The 19,438-nt window shown below is 58.9% G+C and carries 21 protein-coding genes; 15 read left to right on the plus strand and 6 right to left on the minus strand.

What is annotated here, in order from left to right; genetic code table 11:
* Positions 1 to 17 precede the first annotated feature (17 nt).
* Positions 18 to 692 (minus strand): alpha/beta hydrolase, encoded by a 675-nt coding sequence (locus tag DY251_RS18055; RefSeq protein WP_116625367.1) that lies wholly within the window; start codon positions 690 to 692, stop codon positions 18 to 20.
* Positions 693 to 916: 224 nt separating this feature from the next.
* On the opposite strand from DY251_RS18055, the gene DY251_RS18060 reads away from it, so the two are divergent.
* The 9 genes from DY251_RS18060 (at position 917) to dusA (ending at position 9,241) form a co-directional block, all read left to right on the plus strand.
* Positions 917 to 2,080, plus strand: a complete 1,164-nt coding sequence (locus tag DY251_RS18060) for a cysteine desulfurase family protein (RefSeq protein WP_116625309.1) — start codon at positions 917 to 919, stop codon at positions 2,078 to 2,080.
* Positions 2,081 to 2,190: 110 nt separating this feature from the next.
* Positions 2,191 to 3,702 (plus strand): Fe-S cluster assembly protein SufB, encoded by a 1,512-nt coding sequence (gene sufB / locus DY251_RS18065; RefSeq protein WP_116625310.1) that lies wholly within the window; start codon positions 2,191 to 2,193, stop codon positions 3,700 to 3,702.
* Positions 3,703 to 3,729: 27 nt separating this feature from the next.
* Positions 3,730 to 4,485 (plus strand): Fe-S cluster assembly ATPase SufC, encoded by a 756-nt coding sequence (gene sufC / locus DY251_RS18070; protein ID WP_116625311.1) that lies wholly within the window; start codon positions 3,730 to 3,732, stop codon positions 4,483 to 4,485.
* Between the two features lie 9 nt (positions 4,486 to 4,494).
* On the plus strand, positions 4,495 to 5,760 hold the full coding sequence (gene sufD / locus DY251_RS18075) for a Fe-S cluster assembly protein SufD (protein WP_116625368.1): 1,266 nt from the start codon (positions 4,495 to 4,497) through the stop codon (positions 5,758 to 5,760).
* 4 nt (positions 5,761 to 5,764) lie between these two features.
* On the plus strand, positions 5,765 to 7,006 hold the full coding sequence (locus DY251_RS18080) for a cysteine desulfurase (protein WP_116625312.1): 1,242 nt from the start codon (positions 5,765 to 5,767) through the stop codon (positions 7,004 to 7,006).
* Between the two features lie 29 nt (positions 7,007 to 7,035).
* Positions 7,036 to 7,410: an SUF system Fe-S cluster assembly protein gene (locus tag DY251_RS18085; protein WP_170971406.1), complete on the plus strand. Its 375-nt coding sequence runs from the start codon at positions 7,036 to 7,038 to the stop codon at positions 7,408 to 7,410.
* 87 nt (positions 7,411 to 7,497) lie between these two features.
* On the plus strand, positions 7,498 to 7,878 hold the full coding sequence (gene sufA, locus DY251_RS18090; RefSeq protein ID WP_116625313.1) for a Fe-S cluster assembly scaffold SufA: 381 nt from the start codon (positions 7,498 to 7,500) through the stop codon (positions 7,876 to 7,878).
* Positions 7,878 to 8,198, plus strand: coding sequence for a TfoX/Sxy family protein (locus DY251_RS18095; protein WP_116625314.1), 321 nt, complete (start codon positions 7,878 to 7,880; stop codon positions 8,196 to 8,198). The genes sufA and DY251_RS18095 overlap by 1 nt, the downstream gene beginning before the upstream one ends.
* Positions 8,199 to 8,284: 86 nt before the next feature.
* Positions 8,285 to 9,241 carry a tRNA dihydrouridine(20/20a) synthase DusA gene (gene dusA / locus DY251_RS18100; protein WP_116625370.1) on the plus strand — a complete coding sequence of 319 codons (957 nt, stop codon included), beginning with the start codon at positions 8,285 to 8,287 and terminating at the stop codon, positions 9,239 to 9,241.
* Here dusA and purB read toward each other — a convergent pair whose 3' ends face one another.
* The 5 genes from purB to DY251_RS18125 are packed head-to-tail and all read right to left on the minus strand — an operon-like array spanning position 9,242 to position 13,812.
* Positions 9,242 to 10,549 carry an adenylosuccinate lyase gene (gene purB, locus DY251_RS18105; RefSeq protein WP_116625315.1) on the minus strand — a complete coding sequence of 436 codons (1,308 nt, stop codon included), beginning with the start codon at positions 10,547 to 10,549 and terminating at the stop codon, positions 9,242 to 9,244.
* A 52-nt stretch (positions 10,550 to 10,601) separates the two neighbouring features.
* Positions 10,602 to 11,081, minus strand: coding sequence for a hypothetical protein (locus DY251_RS18110; RefSeq protein WP_245416026.1), 480 nt, complete (start codon positions 11,079 to 11,081; stop codon positions 10,602 to 10,604).
* Positions 11,082 to 11,795 carry a DUF2259 domain-containing protein gene (locus DY251_RS18115; protein WP_116625316.1) on the minus strand — a complete coding sequence of 238 codons (714 nt, stop codon included), beginning with the start codon at positions 11,793 to 11,795 and terminating at the stop codon, positions 11,082 to 11,084.
* On the minus strand, positions 11,792 to 12,793 hold the full coding sequence (locus tag DY251_RS18120) for a P1 family peptidase (protein ID WP_116625317.1): 1,002 nt from the start codon (positions 12,791 to 12,793) through the stop codon (positions 11,792 to 11,794). Before DY251_RS18120 ends, DY251_RS18115 begins: the two co-directional genes overlap by 4 nt.
* Positions 12,790 to 13,812 carry a branched-chain amino acid ABC transporter substrate-binding protein gene (locus tag DY251_RS18125; protein WP_170971407.1) on the minus strand — a complete coding sequence of 341 codons (1,023 nt, stop codon included), beginning with the start codon at positions 13,810 to 13,812 and terminating at the stop codon, positions 12,790 to 12,792. Before DY251_RS18125 ends, DY251_RS18120 begins: the two co-directional genes overlap by 4 nt.
* A gap of 159 nt (positions 13,813 to 13,971) precedes the next feature.
* On the opposite strand from DY251_RS18125, the gene DY251_RS18130 reads away from it, so the two are divergent.
* The 6 genes from DY251_RS18130 (at position 13,972) to DY251_RS18155 (ending at position 19,424) form a co-directional block, all read left to right on the plus strand.
* Positions 13,972 to 14,466 (plus strand): flavin reductase, encoded by a 495-nt coding sequence (locus DY251_RS18130; protein WP_116625319.1) that lies wholly within the window; start codon positions 13,972 to 13,974, stop codon positions 14,464 to 14,466.
* A gap of 24 nt (positions 14,467 to 14,490) precedes the next feature.
* On the plus strand, positions 14,491 to 15,435 hold the full coding sequence (locus DY251_RS18135; protein WP_116625320.1) for an AAA family ATPase: 945 nt from the start codon (positions 14,491 to 14,493) through the stop codon (positions 15,433 to 15,435).
* Positions 15,436 to 16,680, plus strand: a complete 1,245-nt coding sequence (locus DY251_RS18140; RefSeq protein WP_116625321.1) for a vWA domain-containing protein — start codon at positions 15,436 to 15,438, stop codon at positions 16,678 to 16,680. It abuts the gene before it with no gap.
* Between the two features lie 24 nt (positions 16,681 to 16,704).
* Positions 16,705 to 17,043: an XdhC family protein gene (locus tag DY251_RS18145; protein ID WP_116625322.1), complete on the plus strand. Its 339-nt coding sequence runs from the start codon at positions 16,705 to 16,707 to the stop codon at positions 17,041 to 17,043.
* Positions 17,044 to 17,115: 72 nt separating this feature from the next.
* Complete coding sequence (locus DY251_RS18150) at positions 17,116 to 17,823, plus strand: XdhC family protein (protein ID WP_116625323.1); 708 nt, start codon at positions 17,116 to 17,118, stop codon at positions 17,821 to 17,823.
* Positions 17,820 to 19,424 carry an NTP transferase domain-containing protein gene (locus DY251_RS18155; RefSeq protein WP_116625324.1) on the plus strand — a complete coding sequence of 535 codons (1,605 nt, stop codon included), beginning with the start codon at positions 17,820 to 17,822 and terminating at the stop codon, positions 19,422 to 19,424. Before DY251_RS18150 ends, DY251_RS18155 begins: the two co-directional genes overlap by 4 nt.
* The last annotated feature ends 14 nt before the right edge of the window (positions 19,425 to 19,438 follow it).

Below are 19,438 nucleotides of genomic sequence, written 5' to 3' on the forward strand. Positions count from 1 at the left end.
CTATTGAATGGCCAAATTTAGCGCAGTCGCTTCGGCCTTGGATCAGCCAGTTCGCCCGCCAGACGTCGGTCGAGATAGTCGGCGCAATCGTCGATCAGCTCTTCAGCATGGCTCGCGAAGAAGTGGTTCGCACCGGGCAGCGTTTTCTGCGTGATAGTAATGCCCTTTTGCGTGTGCAGTTTGTCCACCAGCACCTGCACATCCTTTGGCGGCGCAACCTTGTCGGCGTCGCCGTGGATTATCAGACCGGACGAAGGGCAGGGCGCGAGGAACGAGAAATCATAGGTGTTCGGCTGCGGGGCCACCGAAATGAAGCCTTCGATTTCCGGACGGCGCATCAATAGCTGCATGCCGATCCACGCGCCGAACGAATAGCCCGCCACCCAGCAGCTTTTTGAATCCGGATGCAGCGATTGCACCCAGTCCAGCGCCGCGGCAGCATCGGAAAGTTCACCAACGCCGTGATCGAACGCGCCTTGGCTTCGGCCGATTCCACGGAAATTGAAACGCAGTGTGGTGAAATTGCGCTTCTGGAACATGTAAAACAGATCGTAGACGATCTTGTTGTTCATCGTTCCGCCAAATTGCGGGTGTGGATGCAGCACGATAGCAATCGGCGCATTCTTTTCCTTGGAAGGCTGATAGCGACCTTCGAGACGCCCTTCGGGACCGTTAAAAATAACCTCTGGCATAAAATACTCCGAAAGACTCCACTTTTTGCGCTTGCTGCGCCAAAACCGGCTCGGGCAACCTTGACGCATTGCGCGGGCCGTCATAGAGCTAGTTTAGAATTGTTCAAAATTGGACGACGACAATCCCGCCCATGTAGAAGCGGCTTAGATAGGACGGCTCGATAGTCAATTTCAAGAAAATTGCGCAGCGAAGCCCTTATCAAAGAAATTGGAATGTAAACGCAATGAACGGCCGGCGTGCCTATCTCGACCATAATGCGAGCGCTCCGCTGCTTGATGCAGCGCGTGCAGCTATGGTCGCGGCGATGGACCTGACCGGCAATCCGTCCTCGGTGCACGGCGAGGGGCGCAAAGTTCGCCAGTCTATCGAATCCGCGCGTCGCGATGTTGCCGCGCTGGTCAACACCAAGCCGGAGCATATCGTTTTCACCTCGGGTGCGACAGAAGCCGCCATGACGGTGTTGACGCCTGATTGGCAGATGGGCCGGTCGCCGGTGCGCATGAGCCATCTTTATGTCTGCGCCACAGATCACCCCTGCATATTGAATGGCGGGCGCTTCACTGCCGCTCAAGTCGGCCGCATCGGCGTTGATGGGCAGGGCATTGTTGACCTTGCAGCACTTCAGAATGCGCTGGCTGAGCACAACCGCGACGAGGGTCTGCCGCTGGTCGCCATTCATGCCGTAAACAATGAAACGGGCGTGGTTCAGCCGGTCAACGAGATTGCTGCCGTGGTTCGTCAAGCTGGCGGTGTTTTGGTTCTCGATGCGGCGCAGGCTGGTGGTCGCATCGTGCTGGATCTGGCGTCCGGCATTGCGGATTACATTCTGCTTTCGGCTCACAAAATGGGTGGCCCGAAGGGCATAGGCGCAATTGCTGCTGCATCAGACCTCATGATGCCGAAGCCGCTCGTCACTGGCGGCGGGCAGGAAAAGGGTCATCGCGCAGGCACCGAAAACCCCGTGGCAATTGCCGGCTTTGGCGCGGCTGCGGTCGCGGCAGCGCGGGCGCTTTCCGAGATTGGCCGCATCGGCGAAATGCGGGATGAGATCGAAGCGCGTATTCTGGAAATCTGCCCTGACGCGGTCATTTACAGCGCGGGTGTTCAGCGCGTTTCCAACACCACATTCTTTTCCGTTCCGGGCGTGAAGGCCGAAACCGCGCAGATCGCGTTTGATCTGGCTGGCGTATCGGTGTCCGCGGGGTCGGCATGTTCGTCCGGCAAGGTTGGCTCCAGTCACGTGTTGAAGGCGATGGGCTACGGTGACGAAAACGGTGCACTGCGCGTTTCTATTGGCGCAGCCACAACAAAAGAAGACATTGAGGACTTTACACGCGCTCTGTCTGGGCTAATTGCACGACGCAATTCTGCGACACGCGCGGCGTGAACGATTACCGGCTGAATTTTGCAGCCGGCGACACTACATATGGCGCAGCGGAGTGCGCCAAGGTTTGAAAACAGCCGGGAGTTTGGTCCCGGCATGGATGGAGAACGCTGATGCCTGCTGTGCAGGAGACGATTGATACTGTCCGCAAAATAGATGTGGACCAATATAAGTACGGTTTCGAAACAGAAATCGAAACCGATAAGGCTCCCAAGGGTCTTGATGAAGATATTATTCGCTTCATCTCGGCAAAGAAGAACGAGCCGGATTGGATGCTGCAATGGCGTCTTGAGGCTTTCCGTCGCTGGCTTACTCTTGAAGAGCCAAGCTGGGCGCGCGTCGAATACCCTAAGATCGACTTTCAGGACCTTCACTATTACGCCGCGCCGAAAAATCAGACCGGCCCACGTTCGCTGGATGAGGTCGATCCGGAACTGCTGAAAGTCTACGAAAAGCTTGGCATTCCGCTGCGCGAGCAGGAAATCCTTGCGGGCGTGCAAAAGCCGAATGGCGAAGCGGAAGCGAGCGACAATGTATACGCATCCGGCCGTGTAGCGGTCGATGCCGTGTTCGATTCCGTCTCTGTCGTCACGACCTTCAAGGAAGAGCTTGCCAAGGCTGGCGTTATCTTCTGCTCCATCTCGGAGGCGATCCGCGAGCACCCCGAACTCGTGAAGAAATATCTCGGTTCTGTTGTTCCGACGACGGATAATTTCTACGCCACGCTGAACTCTGCGGTGTTCACGGATGGGTCTTTCGTGTTTGTCCCGAAGGGCGTTCGCTGCCCGATGGAACTGTCCACCTATTTCCGCATCAACGAAAAGAACACCGGCCAGTTTGAGCGCACGCTCATCATCGCGGAAGAGGGCGCTTACGTGTCCTATCTGGAAGGTTGCACCGCGCCGCAGCGCGATGAAAACCAGCTTCACGCAGCCGTGGTCGAGTTGATCGCGCTCGACGACGCCGAGATCAAATACTCTACCGTGCAGAACTGGTATCCCGGCGATGCGCAGGGCAAGGGCGGCATCTACAATTTCGTCACCAAGCGTGGCGATTGCCGTGGCCACCGGTCCAAGATTTCTTGGACGCAGGTGGAAACTGGCTCCGCGATCACGTGGAAATATCCGAGCTGCATCTTGCGCGGCGACGATTCACGCGGCGAGTTCTACTCAATCGCGGTGTCCAACGGCTATCAGCAGATCGATAGCGGCACGAAGATGATCCATCTGGGCAAGAACACGTCCAGCCGCATCATCTCCAAGGGCATCGCGGCTGGCTTCTCGCAGAACACCTATCGTGGGCAGGTTACGGCTCACCGCAAGGCGACCAACGCGCGCAACTTCACGAACTGCGACTCGCTGCTGATTGGCGACCAGTGTGGCGCGCACACGGTGCCTTACATCGAAGCCAAGAACGCGACGGCCAAGTTCGAACACGAAGCCACCACCTCGAAAATCTCCGAGGATCAGAAGTTTTACGTCATGCAGCGCGGCATCCCCGAAGAAGAGGCGATTGCTTTGATCGTCAACGGCTTCGTCAAGGAAGTCATTCAGGAACTGCCGATGGAGTTCGCCGTCGAGGCGCAAAAACTCATCGGCATTTCGCTCGAAGGCTCCGTCGGCTGACCGCAATTCGTTTCAGGAAGAAGAATTATGCTTGAGATCATAAACCTGCACGCAAAGATCGCCGGTACGGATACGGAGATCATCCGCGGCCTGAACCTCACCGTGAATGCGGGCGAAGTTGCTGCCATCATGGGGCCGAACGGTTCCGGCAAATCGACGCTTTCCTACATCATCGCCGGTCGTGACGATTACGAAGTCACGGAGGGTGACATTCTCTACAACGGTGAATCCATTCTTGAGATGGACCCTGCCGAGCGCGCTACCGCCGGCATCTTCCTCGCGTTCCAGTACCCGATGGAAATACCCGGCGTTGCCACGATGGAATTCCTTAAAGTGGCGATGAATGAGCAGCGCAAGGCGCGTGGCGAAGAGCCGCTCAAGGTGCCGGAATTCCTGAAGCGCGTGAAGGAGGCCGCTGCGTCGCTCTCAATGGATATGAACATGCTCAAGCGCCCGCTGAATGTTGGCTTTTCGGGCGGAGAGAAGAAGCGCGCCGAGATCCTGCAGATGAAGCTGCTTCAACCGAAGCTCTGCGTGCTGGACGAAACCGATTCCGGCCTCGACATTGATGCGCTGAAGATCGTCGCTGACGGCGTCAACGCGCTGCGTTCGCCAGATCGCGCGGTGCTGGTCATCACGCACTATCAGCGCCTGCTGGATTACATTGTGCCGGACAAGGTACACGTCCTCTACAGGGGGCAGGTCATCAAGTCGGGCGACAAGAGCCTCGCGCTGGACCTGGAAAAGAACGGCTATGCCGGAGTTATCGGCGAAGCGGCTTGAGGAATGGCCATGAATATGCACGCACAGATGCACACAGCAGCCGAAAAGGCGCTGCTTGACGCATATGATCAGCGCATGGCGGACCTGCCGGGCGATAGCGCGGTTGCGGTGAAGCGCGACAATGCGATTGAAATGCTCAAGGCCGGGTTGCCAACCAAGCGCATTGAGGCCTGGCATTACACCGATCTGCGCCGTCTACTCACCTCGGTTCCAGATTTCGAACCTGCAGGAAACGCGAAGGCGCTCGATCCGCTGATCGAAGGATCCGCCGTTCTAGCGATCCTGAACGGTCAGACCACGGGCCATCTGAATAATGTTGAAGGCGTAACCGTCGAGCGTGTTTTTGAAAAGCTGCAGAACGGCAGCCTCGCGCCTGCACTTGAGCCCGATGGCAACGACGATGCTATCGGCGCGCTGAACACCGCTTTCGTGTCGGATGGCTGGCATGTCACGGTTGCGGATGGCACGGAGCTGACAACACCTCTCGAACTGCAAGACACGCAGGATGGTGGGCAGGTACACCTGGGTCTGCCGGTACACATTGGCAATAGCGTGAAGGCGACCATTGTCGAGCGTCACGCCGGTAAGCGGCCGGGTTTGACCAGTTGCGTTACGAACCTGGTTGTCGGCGACGATTCCGAAGTTCTGTGGCTGATCGTGCAGGAGCAGCCGGAAGCGGCAACGCACCTCGCGCAGTTCAATGCGTGGATCGGCAAGAACGCGCGGCTCACCGTGTTCGTCATGAATTCGGGCGGCAAGCTCGTTCGTCAAGAAATCCGCGTCATCACCAAGGGCGAAGGCTCCGATTTCCAGCTTCGCGGCATCAATCTGCTCGCGGGCGAAACGCATACGGACGTCACCATGGTGCTTGACCATGCCGTTCCGAACACCACGTCGCGCGAACTCATCCGCAACATCGTCACGGGCAGGGCGCATGGCGTGTTTCAGGGGCGCATCAATGTGCACCAGATTGCGCAGAAGACCGACGCCAAGATGGCTTGCAACACGCTGCTGTTGTCGGACGATGGCGAGTTCTCGACAAAGCCTGAGCTCGAAATCTTCGCTGACGATGTTGCCTGCGGCCACGGCGCAACCGTCACCGAAATCGACAAGAACCATCTGTTTTACCTGATGGCGCGCGGCATCGATGAGAAAACGGCGCGCGGTCTGCTGGTGAAAGCGTTCCTCGCCGAAGTCATTGAGGAATTGGAAGTTGAGTCGGTCGTCGAGGCGCTTGAATCCCGCCTTGATGCCTGGTTCGCAACACACGGCTAGTTCAATGGATCACAAAGTCGAAGTCCAGCCTTATGATGTCGAGGCCATCCGCCGCGACTTCCCGATCCTGTCTCGTGAGGTTTATGGTAAGCCATTGATCTATCTGGACAACGGTGCGTCTGCGCAGAAACCGCAGGTGGTGCTGGATACGATCCAGCACGCCTATTCTCAGGAATATGCCAACGTCCATCGCGGCCTGCACTTCCTCTCCAACGCGGCCACTGATGCTTACGAAAAAGCGCGCGAAACCGTCCGTCGCTTCCTGAACGCGCCATCGGCGGATAATATCATCTTCACCTCGAACTCCACCGCTGCCATCAACACCGTGGCTTATGGTTTCGGCATGCCGAACATTGGCGATGGCGACGAGATCGTCCTGTCCATTTTGGAGCATCACTCCAATATCGTGCCGTGGCATTTCATCCGCGAGCGTCAGGGCGCAAAGCTGGTTTGGGTGCCGGTCGATGATCTCGGCGCATTCCATATCGAAGATTTTGAGCGCTCGCTCACGCCGCGCACCAAGCTGGTCGCCATCACCCAGATGTCGAATGCGCTGGGAACCATCACGCCGATCAAGGAAATCTGTCGCATCGCACATGCGCGCGGCATCCCGGTTCTGGTGGATGGAAGCCAGAGCGCAGTCCATCTGCCGATCGATGTGCAGGATCTCGATTGCGACTTCTACGTGTTCACCGGCCACAAGGTTTACGGTCCGTCAGGCATCGGTGTTCTCTACGGCAAGGCCGAAATGCTGGATCGCATGCGCCCCTTCATGGGTGGTGGCGAGATGATCGAGCAGGTGACGACGGAAAACGTGACCTACAACGCCCCGCCACATCGCTTTGAGGCCGGCACACCGCCCATCGTTCAGGCCATCGGCTTGGGTGCGGCGCTTGACTACATGGATTCGGTCGGGCGCGAGCGCATCGCTGCGCATGAGGCCAAGTTGAAAGACTACGCGCATGAACGGCTGCGCGCTATTAACTCGCTTCGCATCATCGGCGATGCACCAGACAAGGGCGCTATCATCTCCTTCGAGCTGCAGGGCATCCATGCCCATGATGTCTCGATGGTGATCGACCGTCAGGGTGTGGCGGTGCGCGCCGGCACGCATTGTGCGCAGCCGCTGTTGCAACGCTTCGGTGTCACTTCTACATGCAGAGCGAGCTTCGGCATGTATAATACCATGGCCGAAGTAGACGCATTGGCGGAAGCGCTTGAAAAAGCGCGCAAATTTTTCGGGTGAATGTTGTGGAACAGTCCAGCAATCCTGAAATCGAAAAGCCTGAGGCTCATGAGGAAGCGCACGGCACGCTTTCGGCAACCGCGATTCCTCAAGATGAACTGGCGCGCCTGACCGACGATATCATCTCGGCGCTCAAAACGGTCTATGATCCTGAAATTCCGGCAGACATCTACGAATTGGGCCTGATCTATAAGATCGATATCGAAGACGACCGAGCGGTCAAGATCGACATGACGCTCACGGCCCCAGGCTGTCCGGTTGCCGGCGAAATGCCGGGCTGGGTGGAAAACGCCGTTGGGGCGGTCGAAGGCGTGTCTGGCGTTGAAGTGAAGATGGTGTTTGATCCGCCGTGGACACCGGATCGCATGTCCGAAGAGGCGCAGGTGGCGGTCGGCTGGTACTGACGGCTTGCGTCCGGCTGAAATCTTCACCATATTAGCGCAATGTAATCATTCCGCAGGCTTTTGAACCTGGTGTGAGTGGAGAATGAAATGGGACGTTTCAGCGTCATCAGCATGACCGACCGCGCGGCAGAGCGCGTCCGCGAAATTGTGGCTACCCGTGGCGGCGCAAAAGGCATTCGCCTTGGCATCAAAAAGGGCGGCTGCGCGGGCATGGAATATACGGTCGATCTCGTTACAGAACCGAAACCCGGCGATGATCACATAGAACATGCAGACGCAAATGTCTGGGTCGCGCCTGAGGCTGCTCTGTTTCTTCTCGGCACGCAGATGGATTTCGAGGTCACGCAGTTGCGCACTGGCTTCACGTTCAACAACCCGAACCAAAGTTCAGCTTGCGGTTGCGGCGAGTCGGTTGAGCTAAAGCCTGCCGACCTCAAGGCATTGGCTGAAGCGCGCGCTGGTGCCTGATGGACGACGACGATCTGCGCGACATGTTTGCGGGCCTCGGCCCGATCACGATCAAGCGTATGTTCGGCGGAAAAGGCGTATACTACAACGGGTTGATTACTGCGCTGGTGGTGCAGGGAGAACTGTTGCTGAAAGCCGATGCGGTCAGCGCGCCACAGTTCGAGGCTGCCGGTTCAACGCAATGGACGTATGAGAGCCGGAAAGGCAAAACCGCCGCAATGCCGTATTGGTCGGTTCCCGACGCGGCAATTGACGATCCAGACGAATTGACGATTTGGGCACGCAAGGCTTACGAAGCGTCTATTCGCACCGCCAAATAGTGGCGACTTCACGAGCAACAGGCAATCTGGTGGCACTTTATACCAACGCGCTCCGATCGGGCACCAAGGTCTTCTCTGTCGCGCCGATGATGGACTGGACTGACCGCTGCTGCCGCTTCTTTCACCGGAAGCTGACGCGCAAGGCGTTGCTTTACACTGAAATGGTCGTTGCCGACGCGGTGATTCACGGTGACCGTAAGCGCTTGCTCGGTTTCGATTCCGTCGAACACCCCGTCGCGTTGCAGCTTGGCGGCTCTGACCCTGCGAAGTTGATGCAGGCGGCGCGCATCGCTGCTGAGTTTGGCTATGACGAGATCAATCTGAACGTCGGCTGTCCGTCTGATCGCGTTCAGTCAGGCACGTTTGGCGCGTGCCTCATGCGCACACCCGATCTGGTTTCAGATTGCGTTGCTGCCATGAAGCAGACTGTCGCCATTCCCGTCACCGTAAAATGTCGCATCGGCGTTGACGAGCAGGATGTGGAGCAGGCGCTTGATGCGGTTGCCGATGGCGTATTTGCCGCCGGGGCGGATGCGCTTTGGGTGCACGCGCGCAAGGCGTGGCTTCAGGGATTGAGCCCGAAGGAAAACCGTGAAATTCCACCGCTGGATTATGGCCGGGTTTATCGCCTGAAAGCGCGCTACGCAGACAAATTCATCGGCATCAATGGCGGCATCACGACGCTCGATGAGTCAATGAACCACCTCAATCATGTCGATGGCGTCATGCTCGGGCGCGCGGCCTATCACACGCCGCTAGTGCTTGCCGGTATAGACGCCGCCCTTGACGGTGCGCCGGTCCGAGACATCGATTTCGATCAGCTTTGCTATGAAATGGCTCGCTACGCAGACCAGCACATCGCAGATGGCGGCAAGCTTTCGCATGTCACGCGCCACATGGTTGGTTTGTTCCACGGTATGGCTGGCGCACGGCGCTTTCGACAAATTCTCTCGACCGACGCCAACAAGCCGGGCGCAACATCAGATGTTTTGCGCGCGGCCTTCGCGTCCGTCGCATCTCAAAATGAAGATGCGGCCGCCTGATCAGGCTTCTTTGAAAACGCGCTTAAAGATCGTGTCCACATGCTTGGTGTGGTAGCCCAGATCGAACTTTTCGCGAATGTCTTCCTCGGAAAGTGCCGCGCGCACGTCCTTGTCGCCGAGTAGTTCTTCAAGAAAATCCGCGCCGTGTTCCCACACCTTCATGGCGTTGCGCTGTACCAGCCGGTAGGCGTCCTCGCGCGAAACCCCGGCCTGCGTAAGCGCCAAAAGCACGCGCTGTGAATGCACCAGCCCGCGGAACTTGTTGAGGTTCTTCTCCATGTTGTCCGGGTAGACGACCAGCTTTTCGATAACGCTCGTCAGCCGCGCCAGCGCGAAATCCAGCGTCACGGTCGCGTCCGGTCCAATCATGCGTTCAACCGAGGAGTGTGAAATATCGCGCTCATGCCACAGCGCGACATTCTCCATCGCGGGCATGGCGAAGGCGCGAACCATGCGCGCAAGGCCGGTCAGATTTTCGGTCAGAACGGGGTTGCGCTTATGCGGCATCGCGGATGAACCCTTCTGGCCCGGCGAGAAATATTCCTCCGCTTCCAGCACTTCAGTGCGCTGCAAGTGGCGAACTTCAATCGCCAGCCGCTCAATCGAAGAAGCAATCACGCCAAGCGTCACAAAGAACATGGCGTGGCGATCGCGCGGAATAACCTGCGTCGAAACCGGCTCCGGCTTGAGGCCAAGCTTTTCCGCAACATATTCCTCAACATAAGGGTCGATATTTGCAAACGTGCCAATAGCGCCGGAAATCGCGCAGGTCGCGATTTCCTCGCGCGCCCGCACCAGCCGTTCCCGGCAGCGCTCGAATTCGGCGTAGGCGTAGGCCAGTTTCACACCGAAGGTCGTTGGCTCGGCATGAATGCCGTGGCTGCGGCCAATCGTGACCGTGTCCTTGTGCTCCATGGCGCGCTTTTTCAGCGCCGCCAGCAACGCGTCCAGATCAGCTAGCAGTATATCCGACGCGCGCGCGAGTTGAACGCTGAGACACGTGTCCAGCACGTCCGACGAGGTCATGCCCTGGTGAATGAAGCGCGCATCTGGTCCAACAAATTCCGCGAGATGCGTGAGGAACGCGATCACGTCGTGCTTCGTCTCGCGCTCGATTTCGTCAATGCGCTCGACATTGAACTTCGCCGCGCCGCCTTTTTCCCAAATGGTGCGCGCCGCCTCTTTCGGGATAACGCCCAGCTCCGCCAGCGCATCGCAAGCGTAAGCCTCGATCTCGAACCAGATGCGGAAACGCGTTTCCGGCGACCAGATGGCAACCATGTCAGGCCGGGAATAACGGGGGATCATACGAACCTCACTTTGTCGAACGCGCGCGGTCTAACAGAGCAAGGCCAGAGGCTCAATGCGGTAAGCGCACAAACCAGACCGCGACAGCGAACAATGCACAGAAGCCCAGCGGAAAAAACAGCCGCATACCGAGCGCGGCAAACTGATAAAGTGCCGCCGCTGCTGTCACCAACAATTCCTTGAACCAGATTTTGGTGAAAGCCGGCTCGTGCCATTCGGAATAATAGTCGCGATAATCCAGCACGTAGAGCAGGGCGGTCATCGCCACCGTTGCCAGCGCAAATCCGAGCAAAGCCGCCGCAAAGCGCGCCTCCAGCCTGCTCTGTCTTGCAAGGTACTGCGCCAGATAGAAACCTATCGGAAACGCCAGCAACCCGCCCACGCCGAACATCGCGATGATGCGGGTGTAATGGCCTTGCGTTTCCCAGCCGCGCAGCAATGGCGCCGTGTAGGCGCTGGCCGCCATCACGAGCGCCCACACAGGCGCACCTGCGAACGCAATCCGCAGGCGTTGGATCGCAGTGGCATTCACTTACAGCTTTCCAGTCACCGCGATCCAGCGATGGTCCGGTCCCTCGAAACCCACTCGCTCAACAGCGATCAGCACCGCAAACACCGCCGCGCCGTCTTTCGGGTAGTAGGTCTGCACCGCGCCCAGTCGATAGCCAATCGGGCATCCTCGGCTTTCGGGCAGTGATTTGTCGTTGACCAGCACTTTTGAGGCGCCGAGCTTGTTCGGATCCAGTTTGAGAAGCTGAAATCCCTTGAGTTTTTCCGCCCCGAGGCAGTTCTGCGCAGCGGGAAAATCAATCTCCTCAAGACGTATGGCAGCTTGATCGTCTATCGGCGGAAACACCGGACGGGGCAGGAACACGAATTGATGTGGATCGGCAGATAGCTCGGTTATGGCATTGGCCGCTGCCGTAAAGCCGCGGTCCAGCATTGCGTCATCGGCAATTTTTGCGCCCTGTTCGGCTGCCTGCGCGCGGGCTTTGTCTGTCGTCGCGCTTTCATCATCGAGCCGCACCCGCACCGGACTGCCGGGCAAAAACTTGTCGGTCGCCGTGTCGATGTAGAAGCGGTTGGCATACGGAAAACCGGAGCCGTCCTGCACACCATATTCCTCGAACGCGAAGACCTTGCCGTCATTGCTGAATCCCAAAATTTCCAGAGACGCGGCATCGCCCGCCATCGCGGACGAAACCCCCAATGTCCCAAAAAGCAGCGCAAGCAACATTTTCTTCATGGCAGCGCGCTCCAGCAGGGGAAAAGATCACCGGGCGACGGCTCGGCCGCATAAACGCCGCGCGCGATTGCACGCGTCATCACGGCTGCTGCGGTCGCGTAAAAGTCGATAACGCTTTCCGGCTGCAATTCCTTGCCGGATGCGCCCGTCGCAAGCCCGAACACCAGATCGCCGTCAAAAGGCGTGTGGCTCGGCCAAATCGCCCGCGCAAAGCCATCATGGGCCGAAATCGCCAGCCGTTTCGCGCTCGCCTTGGTCAGCACGGCATCGGTCGCGATCACCGCAATCGTCGTGTTCTTCAGCGGCTTTTCATCGCGAAATTTCAGGCGAATTGCGGTCGCGTCGTTCGGCATAGGGTGCGGCATACCCAGCCCACCAAACTCGTCGTCAATTTCGAAAGGTGCGGCCCAGAAATGCCGTGTCTTGCCGATATTCGCGCTGCCCACGGCATTGACCGCCGCCAGCGCGCCGATGGTTATGCCATTGTCCATCACGCAGGACGCTGACCCCAGCCCACCTTTCAGACCGACGGTCAGCGCGCCGGCTCCAGCACCGGATGTGCCTAGCAAAAATTTGCGGCCAGCGCTTTTAACCGCCTCATATCCCATTTCGCGATAGGGCGCGAACCGGCCCCAATTCTTGTCGCCACCGTTCAGCAGATCGAACAGAATTGCTGTCGGCACGATGGGGATACGCATATCGCCAACCGCGAAGCCCACGCCCGCCTCACGCAGCGCCGCCTGCGCCCCGCTTGCTGCATCCAGCCCAAAGGCCGAGCCACCCGAAAGAACGATTGCGTCGATATTCTCGACGGTATTATGCGGCTCCAGCAGATCCGTTTCACGCGTTCCCGGCGCTCCGCCGAGCACCTGCACCGAGGCCACCGTCGGCACGTCGCAAATCACAACGCTCACGCCTGATTTGAGCTTCGCGTCCTCGGAATTGCCGACACGAATGCCCTGCACATCGGTGATGAGGTTGAGCGGTCCTACTTTCATGGCTTCTGCTCCACCAGCACGAAGCGCGTTCCATCAAAGCGATAGAGCGCATAGAGCGAGCGCGTCAAATCGCCTTTCGCGTCAAACGCGACCTCGCCGAGAACAGTCTGAAACTTCGTTGAAGCCAGCGCATCCTTAACCTTGTCCGTTCCGGCTCTTATCGCATCAGCGGCCACCTGCATCGCCGCATAGGCTGGCAGCACGTAGCCCTCGGGCACGATCTGCCGCGCATTGAATTCAGCCACGACAGAATTGTCCGCTACCTCGCTCCAGTCGGGCAGGCCGATCATCAGCGTTCCGGCTTCAAGCGGCACATCGCCAGTATCCGTACGCAACACCTCGCCACCTGCAAACACCATATCTGCGCCGACAGACTTGGCATCGCGCGCCATAATCGCGACGTCGCGCAGATTGCCACCCACGAAAACGCGTGTCGCGCCTGCCTTGCGTAACCGTCCCACGAGCGCAATCTGGTTGTCCAGATCAGGGCGATAGGTATCCGTGAAAACCGGCTTCAAACCCTCAACCTGACTTGCCGCCCGAAAGACTTCCGCCAAGTCGCGCCCGTAAATCGTGCCGTCATCAACCACAGCGAAAGGTTCATCGCGCCACAAGCGCGGCAGCAAACGCGCCACCGCGTCGCCTTCCGCATCCGCGCGCGGCGCAAGCCGATAGATCGGCCAGCCGGTCTTGTCCCGCTTGTCGGTCAGGCTGTCCAGCCGCACGCCCACCGTAATCACCGGAATATCAGCATCTTTCAGCAAGGGCAGGGCGGCCTCCAGCGAATCCGCGCACAGAAAGCCAACGAGGATCGTCGCCTTGCGTGCTATCGCTTCGCGCGCCGCCGCCGTGCCGCCTTCCGCCGTACACTGGTCGTCCAGCACGAACCCGGCAACGCCCGCCTTGTCGGCAGCTTGCAACGCCCCGGCCTGCACCTGCGCGCCCAGTATCGCCGCGGCACCGGAGAGCGGAGCCACAACCCCGACAGAGGGCTGCTGCGCCGACACTGTATGGCACATCAACAATAAGGAAATGAGGGCGAGTGGCACACGCAACTGATACGATCCCGATTTGCCGACACTCGTAACTTCCGCCGCGCCTAACCGCAACAAGCGCCAAATAAAATCTCGTTGCATGGTTTGCTTGCTGGATAGGAATCAGCCCCATATATATCCATCATGCTGAAGCCAAATGAAATCGGGCCGCAGGCCTATCGGGATGCGATGGCGCGCTTTGCTGGCGCGGTTCATGTCATCACCACAGATGGCGTCGCGGGCAGGCGTGGCACTACGATCATCGCGACATGTTCCGTGTCGGACAGCCCGCCGATGGTGTTGGCCTGCCTCAACCGCGAGAACCCCAACAACGAGCTTTTCATAAAAAACGGCAATTTTGCCCTGAACACGCTCGCCGCGAAGCATGAGCCGATGGCAGTTGCCTTTTCCGGGGTCACTGGCGCATCGCAGGCCGAGCGTTTCGCGCTTGGCGCATGGGATACCATCGAAACCGGCGCGCCGACTCTCATCGATGCGGTTGCCGTGTTTGATTGCGAGATTGTCGACACCAAGGACATGGCCACCCATCGTGTGCTTTTTGGCAGGGTGACAGGTCTTCGCATCGGCGATAGCGTTCGTCCGCTCCTTTATTTCGAGCGCGGCTATCATGTGCTCTGAACGCTGCGAAGTCAGGCAAATCGAATGACGATCACCCCACGTTCAACCCCCGCCAGGCCAGCCCCAACGAGCATTGATGAAACGCTCGAAATGCTTACGAGCGCGGATTATGTCGCAGACCGCTCGCTGGCCACGGTGCTGTTTCTTTCGCTCAAGATGAAGCGCCCGCTCTTCCTCGAAGGCGAGGCCGGTGTTGGAAAAACGGAAATCGCCAAGGTTCTGGCGTCGGCGCTCGGTCGCAGGCTCATCCGGCTTCAATGCTATGAGGGGCTCGACGTTTCCTCAGCCGTTTATGAGTGGAACTATGCCGCGCAGATGATCGAAATCCGCATGGAAGAAGCAGCTGGAGCAGTTGACCGTAAGGATATGGAAAAGAATGTCTTTTCCGAAAAATATCTGATCCGCCGCCCGGTTCTGGATGCGCTCACCGGCACGGCTGGCGCTGCTCCCGTTTTCCTGATCGACGAGCTGGATCGTACCGACGAGGCGTTTGAGGCTTTCCTGCTGGAGATCCTCTCCGATTATCAGGTGACGGTGCCGGAGCTCGGAACTATCAAGGCGGAAGAGCCGCCCATCGTTATCATCACCACCAACCGCACGCGCGAAATCCACGACGCGCTCAAGCGCCGCTGCCTGTATCATTGGGTCGATTACCCTGATGCTCAGCATGAGTTGGAAATCGTTCGCCGCAAGGTGCCGAACGCCAATCGCAGGCTCTCTGCAGAGGTTGTTGCCTTCATCCAGAAGCTGCGCGAAATCGAGTTGTTCAAGGTTCCGGGCGTTGCCGAAACCATCGATTGGGCTGGCGCGCTCACGGAACTCGACAAAGTCGCGCTGGACCCCGAAACCGTCTCCGACACAATCGGCGTTCTGCTCAAATATCAGGATGATATTGCCCGCATCGAGCAGGGCGAAGGCCGCCGCATACTCAAGGAAGTGAAGGCGGAGCTTTCGGCAGCGGCGGAATAGATGGTTTCCGCGCTCCCCGAATCCACCAAGACCGATGGCCGCATAGCCGATAACATCGTCTATTTCGCGCGAACGCTGCGTAAGGCCGGAATGCGCGTTGGCCCTGCGTCGGTAAAGGACGCGATAGAGGCAGTGCTAACGGCAGGCATTGGCAGCCGCGATGACTTTTACTGGGTTCTGCATTCCGTGTTGGTCAAGCGGCATGAAGACCATCCGGTTTTTGACGAAGCCTTCCGGCTATATTGGAAGTCACGGGAATTGATCGAAAAGATGCTGGCGATGTTTTCTCCCGTCGCGCCAGACATGCGCGAACGGGAAAAGCCGCGTGCTGCCGAAAACCGTGTCAGTCAAGCGATGTTTGAGGGTCACGCGAAGCGCCAACCACCGCAGGAAGTCCCTGAAATCGAGGTCGATGCGCGGTTCACGACTTCCGGCAATGAGGTGCTGCGCACCAAGGATTTTGCGCAAATGACAGCCAGCGAAATTGGCGATGCAAAGCGCGCAATCGCAGCGCTGGAATTGCCTTTCGACACCGTTCGAACGCGCCGCTTTCGGGCTGACGCTTCGGGCCGCATGATTGATCGCCGCGCCATGATGCGCGCCGCCGCGCGCACCGGCGGCAAGCTGGTGCTTCCGAAATTCCGTTCGCCGCGCGAGGTGCACCCACCGCTGGTCGTGCTGGCGGATATTTCCGGCTCCATGAGCCAGTACACGCGCATTTTTCTCCACTTCCTGCACGCTCTAACTGAAAAACGCCGCCGCGTTCACACATTCGTCTTCGGCACGCGGCTAACGAACCTTACCCGTCAGATGCGTCACCGCGATCCCGACGCGGCGCTTGCCGAATGCGCGCAGGCTGTTCACGATTGGTCCGGCGGCACGCGCATTGGCGATACGCTGCACGAGTTCAATCGCCTCTGGTCGCGGCGTGTTTTGGGGCAGGGGGCAATCGTCCTGCTCATAACAGATGGCCTTGAGCGCGACGACGTGCGCGGCCTTTCGGAAGAAATGGAGCGCCTGCACAAATCCTGCCGCCGCCTGATCTGGCTCAATCCGCTCCTGCGTTTCGACGGATTTGAAGCCCGCGCGCGAGGCGTGCGGGCTATGCTTCCGCATGTTGATGAATTCCGTTCCGTGCATAATCTGCAGGCTCTGTCGGATTTGGTGGCGTCATTGGACAAAAGCACGAGCCGCACCGCAGATCCGCGCCGGTGGTTGGAGCTTGGCAAGTCGCGCGCGGCATGACCATATTTGTTTGAGGAGACAGCCATGACACAAGCCATCTATCTCGACGCAGAACGCGACCCTCTGCTCATTGCCGAGGGTTGGATGAAGGAAGGCCGATCCTGCGCCATCGCCACTGTGGTGGAAACATGGGGTTCCGCGCCGCGCCCTGTTGGCAGTCATCTGGTCATAGATGCAAACGGGAATTTTCAGGGTTCAGTGTCCGGCGGCTGCGTCGAAGGCGCGGTCGTGTCCGAGGCGGGCGAAGTTATCGCAGACGGCAATCCGCGGATGCTTGAATTTGGCGTTGCCGATGAGACAGCGTGGCGCGTCGGCCTTTCGTGCGGCGGTCGCATCCGTGTCTATGTCGAACGGCTCGGATAATTGAGAGGGATAATGAACATCAAAACACGCATGTTGAAACGACTTTCCTAATCCACTACCCAAGGTCATCCCATGGATCCCTACGTCCTCAAAACCCTGAACGCCGAGCGTCTTGCGCGCCGCGCCGCTGCTGTGGTCACAGACCTTGGTGATGGGCGCGATCGCATCGTGCGCGAGGGTGATCTGGTCGCTGGAGAACTTGGCGACGCAATCGCCAAATCCTTCCGCACGGGCCAATCCACCACCATTCAGGCAGAAGGTCGCAGCTTCTTCATCAACGTTCATCTGCCGCAGCCGAGGTTGATTGTCATCGGCGCGGTTCACATCAGCCAGGCTCTCGCACCGATGGCGAAAATCGCTGGCTTTCCCGTTGAGATCATCGATCCACGCACGGCCTTTGCTACACCTGAACGCTTTCCAGATCTTCCGCTTGCGGCGGAATGGCCGGAAGACGTTCTGCGCCGAAACCCTCTCGACAGTTACACAGCACTCGCGGCGCTCACGCATGATCCCAAGATCGACGATTTTCCGCTGAAAGCCGCGCTTGAAGCCGGCTGCTTTTATGTCGGCGCACTTGGCAGTCGAAAGACCCATGCAAAGCGCGTGGAGCGACTGACGGAACTCGGCGCGACAGAACAGCAAATCGCGCGCATTGACGCTCCAATCGGCATCGACATTGGCGCGTCCAGTCCCGCAGAAATCGCCGTCGCAGTGCTGGCGCAAATCATACAGTCCTACCGTTCGCGCGGCGTCGTAGCCAAGGCTGGAGTTGCGGCTTGAAATTCGGATCGATACTGGTTGAGCAGGCAGAGGGCACAATTCTCGCGCACTCCGTCGCCGTCGGCGACAAAATGATGCGCAAAGCGCGTACGCTTTCCGGTGAAGATATTGCGGAACTTATCGCTGCTGGCGTGAAGGAAGTCATTGTCGCGCGTCTCGACCCTGACGACATAAACGAGGACACCGCCGCGCTGATGCTTGTCGAGGCAATGCGCTTTTCCGGCATCGATGCAAAGCCGCCTGCCACTGGCCGCGTCAATCTCCACGCCCAACACGCGGGCGTTCTCGTGGTCGATGAAGCGGCAATTCAAGCGCTCAACGCGATTGATCCCGCAGTGACAATTGCGACCCTGGCGCAGCACGCGCCCGTCGAAACCGGCCGCATGGTCGCGACGGTGAAAATCATCCCCTATGCCGTGCCGCGAGACATCTTGGATCGCGCGCTCAGGGCCATCAGAACAACCGACATTTTCGCGGTGCATCCGTACAGGAGCATGACGGTCGGCCTTGTGCAGACCACGCTACCCGGCGTGAAGCCGAGCGTGCTCGACAAGACTGTGCGTGTCACTGAAACGCGCCTCGCTCGTTCGGGCAGTGTGCTAAGCAGCGAGCAGCGCGTCTCGCACGAAGCCGCCGCCGTGGCGGACGCATTGCGCAAGGCAAATCGCGCCAACGATATGATGCTGGTGTTTGGCGCATCGGCTGTCAGCGATTTCGATGATGTCATTCCCGCTGCGATCCGTGCGGCAGGTGGCACGGTCACGCGAACTGGAATGCCGGTTGATCCCGGCAATCTGCTTGTCCTTGGGCATCTCGACGGCAAGCCCGTCATTGGCGCGCCGGGTTGCGCGCGCAGCCCGAAAGAAAATGGCTTTGATTGGGTGCTGGACCGCACGCTGGCAGGCATTGAGCTCAACGACACCGATATCGCGCGCATGGGTGTCGGCGGGTTGCTGATGGAAATCGCCAGCCGTCCACAACCGCGAGAGGGCACTGCGCGATCTGAGAAGATATATATAATTATACTTGCTGCTGGCCGATCCAGCCGCATGGGCGGCCCGAACAAGTTGATGGCCGAGTTTGACGGAAAGCCGCTTGTGCGTCTCATCGCAGAGCGCGCCTGCGCATCACGCGCCAGCGGCGTATTACTCGTGACAGGCCATGATGCCGCGCGCGTTGAGGCGACCCTCTCAGATCTAAAATTGCAGCCGCTCAACAATCCCGATTATGCAATCGGCCTGTCGTCCTCGCTCAAGGTCGGCATGGCGGCGCTGCCGCCGGATGCGACCGGCGCGCTGATCGTGCTTGGCGACATGCCCGGCATAACAACCGCCGATCTAGACCGCATGATTGCTGCATTCCGCAGGGAACACGGCAACGCCATCATCCGCGCCACGCATAATGGCAAGCGCGGCAATCCGGTCATCCTGCCACGCGCCCTGTTCGGCTCGGTCGCCACGCTTGAGGGCGACACCGGCGCGCGACATCTGGTCGAGGCCGAAAGCGCCGCAGTCATTGATATCGAACTCGGCGAGGGCGCGTCTGTCGATGTTGATACGCCTGAAGCGATGGCGAAAGCGGGCGGCGTCTTGCGCGGTTGACATGACTGCGCCGC

It is taken from the genome of Mesorhizobium denitrificans, from assembly GCF_003403035.1.
Lineage (GTDB): Bacteria > Pseudomonadota > Alphaproteobacteria > Rhizobiales > Rhizobiaceae > Mesorhizobium_G > Mesorhizobium_G denitrificans.

What these genes read in the sequence shown, in the direction of transcription:
- DY251_RS18150 (WP_116625323.1), top strand. Translation starts at nt 17,116, where the DNA reads ATGGATCCCTACGTCCTCAAAACCCTGAACGCCGAGCGTCTTGCGCGC.
- purB (WP_116625315.1), bottom strand. Translation starts at nt 10,549, where the DNA reads ATGATCCCCCGTTATTCCCGGCCTGACATGGTTGCCATCTGGTCGCCG.
- DY251_RS18125 (WP_170971407.1), bottom strand. Translation starts at nt 13,812, where the DNA reads ATGTGCCATACAGTGTCGGCGCAGCAGCCCTCTGTCGGGGTTGTGGCT.
- DY251_RS18130 (WP_116625319.1), top strand. Translation starts at nt 13,972, where the DNA reads ATGCTGAAGCCAAATGAAATCGGGCCGCAGGCCTATCGGGATGCGATG.
- DY251_RS18055 (WP_116625367.1), bottom strand. Translation starts at nt 692, where the DNA reads ATGCCAGAGGTTATTTTTAACGGTCCCGAAGGGCGTCTCGAAGGTCGC.
- DY251_RS18095 (WP_116625314.1), top strand. Translation starts at nt 7,878, where the DNA reads ATGGACGACGACGATCTGCGCGACATGTTTGCGGGCCTCGGCCCGATC.
- sufA (WP_116625313.1), top strand. Translation starts at nt 7,498, where the DNA reads ATGGGACGTTTCAGCGTCATCAGCATGACCGACCGCGCGGCAGAGCGC.
- DY251_RS18140 (WP_116625321.1), top strand. Translation starts at nt 15,436, where the DNA reads ATGGTTTCCGCGCTCCCCGAATCCACCAAGACCGATGGCCGCATAGCC.
- DY251_RS18120 (WP_116625317.1), bottom strand. Translation starts at nt 12,793, where the DNA reads ATGAAAGTAGGACCGCTCAACCTCATCACCGATGTGCAGGGCATTCGT.
- DY251_RS18115 (WP_116625316.1), bottom strand. Translation starts at nt 11,795, where the DNA reads ATGAAGAAAATGTTGCTTGCGCTGCTTTTTGGGACATTGGGGGTTTCG.
- DY251_RS18060 (WP_116625309.1), top strand. Translation starts at nt 917, where the DNA reads ATGAACGGCCGGCGTGCCTATCTCGACCATAATGCGAGCGCTCCGCTG.
- DY251_RS18135 (WP_116625320.1), top strand. Translation starts at nt 14,491, where the DNA reads ATGACGATCACCCCACGTTCAACCCCCGCCAGGCCAGCCCCAACGAGC.
- sufB (WP_116625310.1), top strand. Translation starts at nt 2,191, where the DNA reads ATGCCTGCTGTGCAGGAGACGATTGATACTGTCCGCAAAATAGATGTG.
- DY251_RS18145 (WP_116625322.1), top strand. Translation starts at nt 16,705, where the DNA reads ATGACACAAGCCATCTATCTCGACGCAGAACGCGACCCTCTGCTCATT.
- dusA (WP_116625370.1), top strand. Translation starts at nt 8,285, where the DNA reads ATGATGGACTGGACTGACCGCTGCTGCCGCTTCTTTCACCGGAAGCTG.
- DY251_RS18080 (WP_116625312.1), top strand. Translation starts at nt 5,765, where the DNA reads ATGGATCACAAAGTCGAAGTCCAGCCTTATGATGTCGAGGCCATCCGC.
- sufD (WP_116625368.1), top strand. Translation starts at nt 4,495, where the DNA reads ATGAATATGCACGCACAGATGCACACAGCAGCCGAAAAGGCGCTGCTT.
- sufC (WP_116625311.1), top strand. Translation starts at nt 3,730, where the DNA reads ATGCTTGAGATCATAAACCTGCACGCAAAGATCGCCGGTACGGATACG.